General features: G+C 66.4%; 10 protein-coding genes. 7 read left to right on the top strand and 3 right to left on the bottom strand.

Annotated elements, in window-relative coordinates; genetic code table 11:
* Positions 1-28: 28 nt before the first annotated feature.
* From Pth03_RS22245 to Pth03_RS22215, 7 genes are all read left to right on the top strand, one after another.
* Positions 29-325, top strand: a complete 297-nt coding sequence (locus tag Pth03_RS22245; protein ID WP_203946286.1) for a hypothetical protein — start codon at positions 29-31, stop codon at positions 323-325.
* Entirely contained in the window at positions 322-771 is a 450-nt protein-coding gene (locus tag Pth03_RS22240) for a hypothetical protein (RefSeq protein WP_203946285.1), read from the top strand. The genes Pth03_RS22245 and Pth03_RS22240 overlap by 4 nt, the downstream gene beginning before the upstream one ends.
* Positions 717-995, top strand: coding sequence for a DUF3293 domain-containing protein (locus tag Pth03_RS42180; RefSeq protein WP_203946284.1), 279 nt, complete (start codon positions 717-719; stop codon positions 993-995). Before Pth03_RS22240 ends, Pth03_RS42180 begins: the two co-directional genes overlap by 55 nt.
* A gap of 624 nt (positions 996-1,619) precedes the next feature.
* Positions 1,620-2,939: a hypothetical protein gene (locus Pth03_RS22230; RefSeq protein WP_203946283.1), complete on the top strand. Its 1,320-nt coding sequence runs from the start codon at positions 1,620-1,622 to the stop codon at positions 2,937-2,939.
* A gap of 29 nt (positions 2,940-2,968) precedes the next feature.
* A complete protein-coding gene (locus Pth03_RS22225) occupies positions 2,969-4,378 on the top strand; it encodes a hypothetical protein (protein WP_203946282.1) in 1,410 nt (469 codons plus the stop codon).
* An 835-nt stretch (positions 4,379-5,213) separates the two neighbouring features.
* A complete protein-coding gene (locus tag Pth03_RS22220) occupies positions 5,214-9,953 on the top strand; it encodes a PDDEXK-like endonuclease domain-containing protein (RefSeq protein ID WP_203946281.1) in 4,740 nt (1,579 codons plus the stop codon).
* 146 nt (positions 9,954-10,099) lie between these two features.
* Entirely contained in the window at positions 10,100-11,041 is a 942-nt protein-coding gene (locus Pth03_RS22215; protein ID WP_203946280.1) for a hypothetical protein, read from the top strand.
* Positions 11,042-11,095: 54 nt separating this feature from the next.
* On the opposite strand, the gene Pth03_RS22210 is transcribed toward Pth03_RS22215, so the two are convergent.
* From Pth03_RS22210 to Pth03_RS22200, 3 genes are read right to left on the bottom strand one after another with little or no spacing between them, the layout of a single operon-like run.
* Entirely contained in the window at positions 11,096-11,317 is a 222-nt protein-coding gene (locus tag Pth03_RS22210) for a helix-turn-helix domain-containing protein (protein ID WP_203946279.1), read from the bottom strand.
* Positions 11,314-12,234 carry a C40 family peptidase gene (locus tag Pth03_RS22205; protein WP_203946278.1) on the bottom strand — a complete coding sequence of 307 codons (921 nt, stop codon included), beginning with the start codon at positions 12,232-12,234 and terminating at the stop codon, positions 11,314-11,316. The genes Pth03_RS22210 and Pth03_RS22205 overlap by 4 nt, the downstream gene beginning before the upstream one ends.
* Before the next feature lie 15 nt (positions 12,235-12,249).
* Positions 12,250-12,528, bottom strand: coding sequence for a helix-turn-helix domain-containing protein (locus tag Pth03_RS22200; RefSeq protein ID WP_203946277.1), 279 nt, complete (start codon positions 12,526-12,528; stop codon positions 12,250-12,252).
* Positions 12,529-12,649: the final 121 nt, after the last annotated feature.

Below are 12,649 nucleotides of genomic sequence, written 5' to 3'. Positions count from 1 at the left end.
CATCGGCACAACACGTAAGGCACCACACGTGAACAGCAAGACCAAAACTTCCCCCCTGGCCGTTGGCCTGGCGCTCGCCTCGCTCTGGGCCGTCGTGGCTACCGTCATCGCCCTCCACAACTACGAGGAGCTTCAGAAGGCGAACGCCATGTACTACAGCACGACGACCCCGGTCTGGGCCGTGACCGAACAGCCTGGGCTCACCATCGCCGAGAAGAACGACTACCTGCTGAAGTGGTGCACGTCTGGAGCGTGGAACGGCACCGTTCAGGGCTGCTTGAACGCGCATACCGTGACCGATGACGGCAGGGTCGTGCACAAGTGAACGACATCAAGAACAAGCCGTTTTTCGTTATCGTCCTCGTCGCCACCATTATCATTACGGGCATCCTGATCGTTGCGGGCGTCAACCAGTACGGCCGACCGCAGTCCGCCGTGGACGTCATCCAAAAGCTTCGAGACGCCGGTTATGAGTGCGATCAAACCAACCCGGTGATGGCCGGTATGTACAACGGCGAACCCAAGGTGTCCTACTCCTGGTGTAACGCTGTGGCCTACACCATCTGGGACACCGACCAGGCCCAGAGCGATGAGGCGAAAGGCTGGGGGCGGCTCTACGCCACGTTGACTACGTACGGCGGGGTTGGATTCCACGCGGTGCGGAAGCCGGACGATTACTCCTTGCCGATGTGGGACCTCGTGTGCCTGGATGAGGCATGCAAGGCCGCCGCTCGCGCGGCTGGCTTTACCGACGGGATCTCGACGCCCTAGTAGGACAGCCTGATCAGCGGCCTGGGCGCCTGGATCGCAACCTGGCCGCGCACCAGGATTTGCTGGCCCGCCTGCGCGAGCACGGCTGGCACGCCCTGACCGACGCCGCGTGCCACCACCCCGACCTCGCCTGGACCGAGCAGGTGGTCATCATCGTCGGAGCCGAGGAGAACTGCGTGCTCCGTCTCGCCCGCCAGTTCCACCAGTCGGCCGTACTGCGCTGAACCCCCGGGCTGCTGACGCCGCTGAGCACCACCACGGGCACACCTCTCACCGCTGGCGATACGGTCGCCGTGACCCACCTGCCGCAGCGTCCATGCGTGATGACGGGCGAAGTCCGCGACGTCTGCCGAAACGGTGGCGGACCGTGGACCGGCCGAGCGATGCGTTACGCCAATGACTGGAACGACCAGCGCACCTGCCTGTACGCCGCCCTCGGCTGCGACACCTGCCACGGCGGCCGAGCCGATGGACCGATGGGCGCACCCGCAGGTGCCCTGCGCGTCCGGCAAACCGTGCCCAGCCGGTACGGCCTCGGCCGCCGCCCTGATATCCCTCCGCCGGTATCACCAACGGCGTGAAGGCCGTACCGCAGTCGAGCCGTTGCGCCTAGCAGCAAGTCGTACGTGTACGACGTTCACATTAAATTTGCTTGTGTTGCCTGATTCGCACCGATACGCTCGTCACGATCTCAAAGCAAGGCGCAGGACATGGGGATACGGCTACGGAACCCGCACGTACTGCCACAACGGACGCCACGACCCTCCGCAGCGGCACCTGCTGCTCGTACACCGAGCAGCAGCACCGTCGTTCGTCCGTGATCCCGGACCCCTCTCACAAGGAAAACGATGACGACCATTCGTATCCGCATCGACGACCACTGGATCACGGTGACATCGGCCGACATCGGCACCGCCTCGGGGGCACGGCCCACACCCGGCGAAGCTCCCATCCACATCGTCGGTGGTATCGGCACGGACGGCTCTTGGCCGGCAGAGTACGGCAAGCCGGGCGACATGACCCCGGCATTCGCGGTCACCGGCCTGACCCACGAGGAGGCCTGCGAACTGGGCCGCCGGTCCGGCCAGGACGTGATCTACGCCTGGAGTTACGACTGCCTGGCCGTGTTCTCCTGCGTCGACGGCTCCTGCTCACTGACGGGCTGGCGGTCGGACACCTCCGCTGAACAGCCTGCCGGGCAGGAACCCACGGCATTCGCCGGACGGGAAGGGGAACCGGTGACGCCGGCTGTACGGGAATCCGAGAAGCCACCGGCGGCCGCGCCGCCTCTCCCGTCCCCTACCGTACTGGCTCCCGCTCCCCGGCCTCCTGCTCCGCCGAAGCGGGAACGGCTCGCCGCGGACTGCCTGTATCCCAGCCGCCCCCTCGGTGAGACCGAACAGGTTCTCCTCAGCGTTCGCGCCTGGCGCATGTTCGGTAGGAGGATTTCGCGGGTCCTGCATGTCCGGGACGGCCGCCTGGAACTACTCAGCCGGCGCGGGAAGGACCCCGTGGAGGTCATCGATCTCGGCCCGGTCCCCACCGACCCCCTGGCCGTCGCCCTCGACCACGTGCCGGATCTCCTGACCTTTCCGTCCGAGGCGGCGGTGGAGATCAAGTGCCCCGCCGGAGATGCCGAGCGCGTCGCCGACCTCATCACACCGGTTGTCGATGACTTCTACAGCGTGGAGGAGTTGTACGACTACGACGATGACTGGGATGACGAGGAGTGGGACGAGGAGGACTGGGATGACTACAAGGCCGGACATAAGCGTGCCGAGCCGCGCGAGGACGAGCGCACCTACCGCTGGTACGACGGGCTGACCACGGTCCGGATCCACATCAACGACATCCTGCACCTGGCCGCAGAGGTGGACGGTCGCTGGATCCTCGTCCCGATGGATCCCCACCAGGAGTTCCCTCCATTGCCCATGCCCGGCAACTACTTCACCGAGGATTCCTACGGCTTCGACGGCGGCTCCCCGATCTCCAACAGCCACTGGTGGACCGGCTCGGGAAACATCCGCGGCGACCTGCACATCGCATGGGCCGCCTGGGACGAAGGCGGCGAAGTCCTCATCGCCCGCTGCAGCACGGAGGAGTTCGACCGCCGCGTGGCGGCCTGGGGTTACCTGGACCGCCCGGACGAGGGCGTGATCGAGGAATGACGGATTCTGAAGGCAAAGGGCAAAGCACGATGGACATCACCGAGGCGAATCACGTCCCTGATGCACCGGAAGAACTGCCAGAAGACCCAGATGACCTGGTCGAGGGTGCCGAGGACGATGACGAGGAACTCGAGCCCAAGGACACGTACGACTTCGACGGTCTCGTCCACGCCTACAACGTGAGGTGGAACAGAGAGTTTCCCTGGCCTGCCGTGCAGACTCTCAACAGGCGGCGCGCGCGGCTGTTCCTGCTGATCGCCTCCCTGCACGCCGGAAACTGGCACGCCGAGACCCTCTACGACCGCCTCGGGGGCCGTCAACACGGCCTGGCCTTCTACACCCGCCTCGATGACGGCCAGCGAGCGTTCATGTGCCGCCAGTACGGCCGCCCCAAGCCCCACGCGCTGGCCGCCGTACCGCCAGAAGTTTTTGAAGAAGGACAAGGTGAGCCGTGGCAGCTGATCGCGACCTACCACGGCCCGGAACTGTTCGAGGAGAACTGGAATGAGCAGGTCTCCGCCCTGCCGCTCGACTCGTTCCTCACCATCCACGTCGCAGGCGCCGGCGAGTGCGCTCTACGCGTCCGCGACGAGAAACTGAAGCTGATCAAGATTGGGGAGGACGGCACGCAGACCGTCACCGCGCTGGGTCGGCTCGGTGCGGGCGACGACCCGCTGGCCCTCGCCGTCCGCGCTGTCCCCGACCTGTTCACGTTCGACCCGCACGCGGCGGTGGACATCACCACCGATGCCCCGTTCGCGGTCGCCGACGCGATCCGATTCAGTGCCGATGTCGACCGCGATCTGGCCGGCTGGCTGAACGAGGATTTCTTCACCGACGAGGAGCAGAATCTACTCGGCCCGCTGGACAGCAACCTGGTTCCTGTGATGTTCCGGATCAACGGGGTCCCCCACTTCGCCGCCCAGGTTGACGATGACTGGGCGCTCGTTCCGGTGGAACGCCGTTACCGCGTCCCCTCCCCTGTCACCAACCGCACATTCATCTCCGTGTCCTACGACTACGACGGCGGCGGCTACTCCAGCGGAAGGGGTTTCGAGGCCATCGCGGAGATCCGGCCCGGGCTCAACATCGCGTGGGAGGACTACTCCGACGAGGCATGGGATCGGGAGATGACCCTCTCCCGCACTCCCCTCCCCGAATTCGCTGCCTCACATCTCCCGTACAGGTTCCGCGACCGCATCCTGGCCGCCGTCCGCGGTGAAGAGGACCGGTTCGCCGGCCACGCCTGGGGCGAAGATCCCGAGATCGCGACCAATCTGGGGGACGACGAGAAGTGGTACGACGTCAACACTCCAGAGATCAACTTTGACCTCCACGACGCCGAAGGCGTCCGCTTCCTGGCTGCCCTGGGGCGACCGCACCCTGATGGACACGATGAGTCACCACCGACCCCAACCGAGCCAAACTCGTGCGGCTGAACGACGAGAGCCTCGCCAGGAAGGGACCGCACATGCGTCGACCACGCGATGCCACCGACCAACGGCGTCAGCCGTACCCCAATTCCGGGTACGGCGCGCCGACCGGCATCCGGAGGCGTTGCACGACGGCATCCCGCCCGCTGCGGGTGCCCCGGGTGACGCCAGCCCCGCGCGAGATGCGCGGGGAACCGCGGATCACCGGGGTGTGGCATACCGGGGTCCAAGACACCCCGGAGGTGCTTGTCATGCCCGGATCCGACGCTCTTGCGACCTGCCACGGCGTGTCGTCACCGCGTTGGGGGGTCGAGCCCGAGTGGACAGTTGAGTAGCCCGGCGGCATCGGCTCCGTCGCCGGTGAACTCGGCGTGTGGCTGACGCTCCGAGACACCAAAGCCTGGGAATCGGTGCTACGCGTCGAGACCCGCCTGGCACACCACGTACCCGACGGCCCCGCCACATGGGAGTTTTGCGACTATCTAAACAACCTGCCGCAGTTCGGCTCGCTCGGCGGCCGCTGGGTCCATGACCCTGCCACCGGCGTCCTCGCCCTGATTGCCGACCTACCGAACTCGGCACCGGCCCAAGGCTGCACTAATTGATGCGATGTCAACGTCGCGGCCCCTCACCGCGAAGGCGCGAAATCGGCATCCGCATGAGGCTGCGCGGTTGGAAGGACAGCGCACCAGCTCTCGCCGCATAATCGCCGATCGCGCACAGGCAGGCATTGATATGAGTCAACGGAACTTCTTGTTGTAAGCTCTGTTCACAGACAATCCTCGCACCCCCAACGGCGAGAGCCCCCACTCCCCCTGCCGTCGAAGGAGGACCACCCTTCATGAGCGTGGCATCGCGTGCGCGCGACCCCCAGCTGATCGGTTCCACGACCCGTTTGGTCGAGTTCCTCCGCAACCTGGCCTCCGCGCGGCGCACGCCCGTACGGGAGGTCGACAGGCACGGACAGGTGCTCTGGCTGGCCGACCTGCCTAAAGAGGTTGCGGCGCGAGCCGAGGCAGGTCTGGGCGAGGTGCTTCTCACCGTCGAATACGTCCGGCCCATCCCACCGCCTGCTCCACCCAACGAACTGAACGATTGGTTGAAGCCACAGGAGGTCGCCGATGCTGAGCGGCTGGCTCCGGAGCTGTCGCAGACCGGCCCGGATCGCGTTCAGGAGACCCGCGAGGACGGCACCGTGTCGTGGCGGCCAGAGACCACGGACGACCGGCCCGAAATCGTGAAGGCGTACGACAGGTGGCTGCCCGGCTGGCAGGCTTGGGCCGATCTGGAGCGCGAGCGCGTCCGCCAGCGACGCTGGCACCGCGATCTCTACTCCATCGCCAACCAGTTGGCGCAGATGGACGACGAGTGGGAGCTGGTGCTCGCGACTGGACTGCTTTCCTGGACTGCTGCCGATGGCACGCGGGTCCGCAACCATCTGCTCGTTACCCGCGTGCACCTGTACGTGGACGCCGACTCCGAGCGCGTGGATGTGGTGCTGGGTGACACCTCCGCCGTCCTGCAGGATCGCGAACTCCTCGCCGATCTGCCCGAATTCTCGCCCAAGCGCACCGATCGGCTTCGCCAACGTGCCCGGGAGGGCGAGGGTGTTGCCCTGCAGAACTCCGTCGCCGACTTGCTGCAGGCCTGGTGCGACCGGGGGCTGGAATCACAGACCGTCTACCGGCACGACTGGGCCCCCGCGGAAAAGACCGGCAAGCTCGCGGAGATACGGCTCGCTCCGGCGCTGGTGCTGCGCAAGCGGGACCAGGGAGCACTGATCGCCTACTACGACAAGATGCTGGAGACGCTGACCGGGCAGGACGGCCAGGCGCCCCTCGGGCTCGCTCAGCTCGTCCAGCCGCTGGAGCAGGCCGAGCGCATGGCGTTTCTGCGCGAACAGGGTGGGGCCCGCGAAGACGCGCTCGGGCAGGACCCTCTATTCCCGCTGCCGGCCAACCCCGAACAGCGCCAGATCATGACCCGATTGGGCAAGGACAACGGCGTCGTCGTGCAGGGCCCGCCGGGCACCGGCAAGACGCACAGCATCGCCAACCTGCTGTCGGCGCTGCTCGCACAAGGCCAGCGTGTCCTGGTCACCAGCCAGAAGGCCCAGGCGCTGCGGGTGCTCCGCGATAAATTGCCCCAGGAAATCACCGGCCTCTGCGTGTCGATGACCGACCTGGGTCGTGGCGGTTCCACCGAGTTGGAGGGCGGCGTCAAGGCTCTGTCCAACAGGTTCTCCTCGTATGACTCGAGACTGCAGAGCAGGCGCATCAACGACAAGCGAAATGAGCTGGAATCGGCGCGCCGTACGACCGTCGAGCTGACCGAGCGGATTCGTGCGCTGCGTGAGTCGGAGACTTACTCCCACCCCGAGATCGCCCCTGGCTACCAGGGCACACTCTCCGAGATCGCCCGCCGCCTGAGACGTAACGAGCCCAAGTGTTCGTGGATGCCGGTGCCGATGCCGAACACGGCGCCTCCCACGCCGCCTATTACGGTCGGTGATGCGGCGGAGCTCGTCGAGTTACTCGCCGGCGAAACGCCGCAGCGGAGGGCCCGGCCCGCCCAACGCATCCCTGATGTCGCCACGCTACCCACCGCTGAGCAGGTCAAGGCACTGATCGCGGATGAGATCGCTGCGCAGTCCCTGGCTCGGCAGGCACAGACCGACATCTCCACGCGGCTCGACCACCTTCAGCCCACGCTCGTCGCACAGCTGGAGGAGATCGCGTCCGCTGTCGCGGCAAACCTTCACCGGCTCGGCCTCCCCGAGAACGCCGGCGACTGGTCCCCCGACGACTGGGCCGTGCGCGCTCTCGCCGACGGCCTCGCCGGCCGGGGGGCCGCCCTTTGGGAGCAGATCGCCGCCCACGCCACCCGGCTCACCGTGCTGCGGGAGACCATCGAGCGCATCGCCTTCCGGGCGGTCACCCATCCGCCTCTAGACGACCCCGCCACGGTGAGCGCGTACCGGGAGGCCATTCGGACGCTGCGTGACCACCTCGCTGCAGGGAACCGGCTCAAGCGGGGCCCGTTCCGGCCATCCGCGCAGAAGGCGGCAGAGCCATTCCTGGACGCCGTGTCGGTCGACGGCATCTCCCCCACCAATGCCGAACTGCTGGAAATCGTCATAGCCGACGTGGAAGGACGGCAAGTCTCGGACACACTGCGGCGTGGCTGGCTGCTGGTGGGCGTCGAATTTCCGCCGGATCAGCCGTTGGAGGTCATCGCGGCACAGCTGGGCGACGCCTTCGACAGGCTCGCGGTGGTGCGACATATCACGGTCGCTGTCACCGAAACGGTCCGTCTGCTCGCCGGGTCGGGGGTGCACATCAATCTCCGCACGCCCACCGACTGGTGGTCCTACACGTCCGCCCTGCGCGCCGTACGGCTCCGCCTCGACGCAGAGAAGGCGACCGCAACTCTTGAGGAATTGCACGCCACCCTCGACTACCAGGCCCGGCTCGGTACCCCCGCTCCCGAACTGACCGAGGCCGTCCGAGCGGTGGCCGTCCGCGAGGGCGACACCTACCAGCTCTGCCAGGCCGCACTGGCAACCGCCCACCGGGAGCTCACTGAGCAGAGACGCTGCGATGAGCTGGCGGCCCGGGTCCGGGCTGTCCACCCGGCCCTGCTCAAGGTGCTGGCCGAGGCCAAGACGTGGCAGCCGCAGTTCTCGGCGTGGGAGCGCGCCTGGGCTTGGGCGAAAGCGCAGACGTTCTTCACGGAGCAGAGGCAGCCCGGCCTGGAGCAGCGGCTGGAGTCCGAGCTCGAGGCGGCGACCGCCCGTCAGATGCGGCTCACCGCCGAACTCGCCGCCGAACAGGCGTGGGATGCGGCGCTGAGCCGGATGAACTCCCGGCAGACGACGGCGCTGCGCGCCTACCAGGACCACATCTCCAAGCTGGGCAAGGGAACAGGGCGGTACGCCGCCAAGTATCAGGGACTCGCGCGAGAGGCAATGGCACACGCCCGCGATGCCGTACCAGCATGGATCATGCCGATCCAGCAGGTGCTGGAGACGATTCCGGCGGCCCGCGACTCCTTCGACGTCGTCATCGTGGACGAAGCAAGCCAGGCAAGTATCGAAGCTCTGTTCCTTCTGTGGCTGGCACCACGCGTGATCGTCGTCGGCGACGACAAACAATGCGCGCCCTCAATCGTCAGTCACGGGGAGCTCGAGCCCATCTTCGCCAAGCTCGCGACTTACATGCCTGACATGCCGGCCTACCTGCGGGACGCCTTCACCCCGAAGTCGAGCATGTTCGACCTGCTGGCCACACGGTTTGGATCGGTGCTGCGCCTCAAGGAGCATTTCCGGTGCATGCCGGAGATCATCGACTTCTCCTCCCGGCAGTTCTACGCCGACGAGCCGCTGGTGCCGCTGCGGCAGTTCGGCGCCGATAGGCTCCCACCGCTCAAGGTCGAGCGCGTTCTTGGTGCCAGCACCGAGGGAACGACCACCCGTCTGCGGAACGCCGTGGAGGCCGAGGCCATCGTCGAGCAGATCAAGGAATGCATGGCCGACCCGACCTACGACGACAAGACCTTTGGCGTCGTCGTACTGCAGGGCACAGGACAAGTGCAACTCATCCATGGCATGCTGCTCGACCAGCTCGACCCGAAGGACTGGGAAAAGCGACGGCTGCGGGTGGGCACACCACCCGACTTCCAGGGTGACGAGCGCGACGTCGTCTTCCTTTCCATGGTGATCGCTGAAAAGCGGTCGGCGGTGACTAGCACGGAGTGGCAGCGTCGATTCAACGTCGCGGCCAGCCGGGCCAAGGATCAGATGTGGCTGTTCCACTCGGTCAGTCCTGACCTGCTTTCCCCCGTCTGCCTGCGGCGTTCGCTGCTCGCCTACATGCTGAACCCGCCGGCGGCCCTGGGGCCGCAACCGCTGTCTGACGTCACCCCCGACGAACCGCACCGCGATTTCGACTCGCTCTTCGAGCAGCGGGTATTTCTGCGCATCCGTGAGCGTGGATACCACGCGGTTCCGCAAGTCGAAGTCAACGGCCGCCGAATCGACCTCGTCGTCAGCGGGGCGCAGGGACGCCTCGCGGTGGAATGCGACGGCGACAACTGGCACGGCACACCCGAGCAGCGCGAGGCCGACCTCGACCGCGAGCGGGAGCTCAAACGGGCGGGCTGGCGGTTCTGGCGTGTGCGAGAAAGCGAGTTCTACTTCGACCCGGAGGCGGCGCTCGAGCCACTGTGGACCGAACTCGCTCGGCGCGGCATCCAGCCCGGCGAGGTCACACAGGCAAGCGAGGCTGAAACGGATAACTCCTGGAGCGCGGTGACCCTCTCGGCAAAGGACGGGTGGGACGGTCTGGAAGACGGCGATTCACACGACTTGGAAGAAACCACCACGCCGCCCCTGGCATGGCGAAGCACCACAAGGCAAGCCGCTCACGAAGAGCAGGTCGTGAAGGTGCGGTCAACGACGATGACCGCGCCGAATGCGCAGATCCGCACCTGGGCCCGCCGAAACGGCTACAACGTCGGCGAGCGAGGCCGTCTCCCGGAGGACGTGGTAGAGGCATACCACCAAGCACATCGGATGAACTGAAGAAACATCACAAATGACTAGCGGCGCTGCGGTGCGATCGTCTGGCGCACCGCAGCTCGACCAGGCTCACCGACGCTTGAGCGGGCACTTCGCAACGCGCACCGGTGGCTGTGCACCGGGGCAGTGGCCATGAGAGCGTTGCAGTCGTGACGATCGAAGATCCTCTGCATCTGTTGGGGCGTCTGCGGCTTGGCCGGGAGGAATACTGCCAGCGGCTGCTGACGATGCTGATCCTCGGCGGCCCCTATCCGCGATGGAATAGCCGCAACAGCCCTTCGGAGAGGGGTGGCCGGTTTCTCCAGGAGTTGGACGCGCTGTCGTTCGGCGCTGGGGGATGGGGCACACAGCCGATATTCGTCGACGAGTTCGACCTGCCACGACGGCATGACAATGAGCAGGGCGGAGCCCCTGACTACGCCGTGCTCTGGAACCATCGGTTATGGATGATCGAGCTGAAAACCGAAATCTCAAGCCATCGCCGAGGACAGCTGTCCGGCTACTTCATGCTCGCCGACCACCACTACGCCTCCAACCGCATCGATCTCACCTACCTGACTCCGCCGATGCCGCTCACGGCACCAGCCGCCCTGGAGCGGATGCGATTCGCTCACCTCACGTGGGCTCAAGTCTCCGCTTTGATCGTCGACGTATGGGGGAACGGCGATGACACCGAGCGGCGGACCGTCGAGGGCCTGCTGGCGGGGCTGGACAGCATCGGAACCGATTGGCCCGCTTGGCGCGCTACACAACTCGATCACCAACTACCAGGCGTCGAAGCCAGCGTCGTAACCGCCGACAACCAGACGACCGCCGATCCGTTCAGTGAGGCGATGGCACTGGCCGAAGCAACTGGCCGCGACACGCAGCAACGCGTGCTAAACCACTCGGCGACCACCCTGGAAGACCTACAGCAACTCCGCCTGTCGCTACGCGAGGCCATCTGCGCCCTGCCAGACGGATCCCCTACCCGCCATGTGCTGCCCTGGCTGTGGAACGCGACGACCAGCGGCGGCACCGCACTCACCATCTCGGGCCAGGACTCCGGGTACGAGCTGCGCCTCTCCCGATACCGGAAACCCGTCTGCTGATCATGCGGTCGACGCCCCTCTCCGGCCGTCGATTCGGACGATAAGTACGGGTGCTTAGTCTCGATTTGACCATGGGACATCCATGCCGAGAAGCTTCAGCAGTTCCGCTGTTGGAACCAGGTAGGCGACGCCGACGCGGATGATGCGGCAGGGAAATTCGCCCTTCTTCGCGAGCTCATACGCCTTGGTGCGGCCGACCCCAAGCGCTCGTGCCGCTGTCAGCAGGTCGACGGTCGCTGGAAGTTGCTGCAGTTCTCCCAAGGTGAGGGTCTTCATCTCTTCTCCAATGTGATAGCCGGCCGGGTGAACCCGACCACGTCAGAACGAGCGGAATAGGACGCGTAGCGCACGACGTCTCCGGTGCGCGGCGCGTGGATCATCTGACCGGCCGCGACGACGATCCCGACATGCCCGGGACCGGCCAGACCCGGGTGCATGAAGACCAGGTCGCCCGGCTGCTCCTGACCGCGACCAATCACCGGCCCCTGGCGCCACTGGTCGGCGGCGACGCGCGGAAGCAGAATCCCGGCGTACTGGTAGGCGCGCATGGTCAGCCCTGAACAGTCGAACGCCCCCGGCCCCTCCGCGCCCCACGCGTACGGCTTGCCGAGCTGCATCCGCGTGTACGCGATGACACGCCAGGCGACAGCATTCGGAGCGGCTGGAAGCGCACACAGCTCCTCCCCCACTCCCGGAGAGCCGGAGTAGCCGCGAGCGAAGTCGAGGACACGGCGCACGTACCAGTCGGCGTGGTTGTAGCGCCAGATCGCCCGATACATCTCCCCCGGCGCACCGCTCGCCTTGAGATAACGAGCCGCCGATGGGATCGCATCGGCCGGATCGTAGACGTCCATCCGCCCGTCGCCGTTACCGTCCACGCCGTACGTCGCCCAGGTCGAGCCGAGGAACTGCATCGGCCCCATCGCGCCGGCCTCGTTCGCCCCGTCACGAATGCCGACGCTCGCGCCCCGGCCGTGATCGCTTTCGGCCTTGCTGATGCCGGCGAGCACCTGCCAGGGAATGCCGTACTCCTGTCCGGCCTGCTGATACAGCCGCAGGTAGTCCGGCGGGATATCACCCGCCGAGCTCGCGCCGCAGCCGAAGGAGCCGCGCAACGCGGTGAACGCGAGGACGAGCCCGAGAGGCAACGCGATGACCAGGCATGCGGCCGCTGCGAGCAGCCGCGTGGTCACCGCGCCCGGCCGTGGTTACAGCTCCTGTCCAGCTTGGTCGCGAGCGTGCTGGGTGGCCAGGCGTCCGGCGCCCGGCTTGCTCTGGTCATAGTTGGTACCCCCCGTTATCGGATGGGGCTGTCGCAGTACGTCGAGGACCGCGTTCCAGGAGTACCGGTAGTCCTTGCCGGTCCGCAGCGCCGGGATCTGGCCGGCGTTGGCCATGCGGCGGACGGTCTGGGCTGAGAGCCCGAGCTTGGCGGCCAGTTCCTTGGTGGTCAGCACGTCGGGGTCTCGGCCAAGCGGCTCGGTCATCATCACTCCTTGTAGCCAGCGGTCACCGTTCAGTTTCCCCCACGCGACTGCGACAGCACGCATTGTGAATGCCTGAAGACGGATGCAGCTGTTTGAGACTGCTTGCGCTCTGGAATACCCA

It is taken from the genome of Planotetraspora thailandica (assembly GCF_016863335.1).
In the GTDB taxonomy this organism is placed as follows: domain Bacteria; phylum Actinomycetota; class Actinomycetes; order Streptosporangiales; family Streptosporangiaceae; genus Planotetraspora; species Planotetraspora thailandica.
The sequence above is the reverse complement of the archived record's forward strand: the minus strand, read 5'-3'. Positions and strand labels throughout refer to the sequence as shown.

Excerpts from the sequence above, each read along its gene's own strand:
- Pth03_RS42180 (WP_203946284.1), top strand. The coding sequence starts at position 717 with ATGCAAGGCCGCCGCTCGCGCGGCTGGCTTTACCGACGGGATCTCGAC.
- Pth03_RS22230 (WP_203946283.1), top strand. The coding sequence starts at position 1,620 with ATGACGACCATTCGTATCCGCATCGACGACCACTGGATCACGGTGACA.
- Pth03_RS22225 (WP_203946282.1), top strand. The coding sequence starts at position 2,969 with ATGGACATCACCGAGGCGAATCACGTCCCTGATGCACCGGAAGAACTG.
- Pth03_RS22220 (WP_203946281.1), top strand. The coding sequence starts at position 5,214 with ATGAGCGTGGCATCGCGTGCGCGCGACCCCCAGCTGATCGGTTCCACG.
- Pth03_RS22210 (WP_203946279.1), bottom strand. The coding sequence starts at position 11,317 with ATGAAGACCCTCACCTTGGGAGAACTGCAGCAACTTCCAGCGACCGTC.
- Pth03_RS22200 (WP_203946277.1), bottom strand. The coding sequence starts at position 12,528 with ATGACCGAGCCGCTTGGCCGAGACCCCGACGTGCTGACCACCAAGGAA.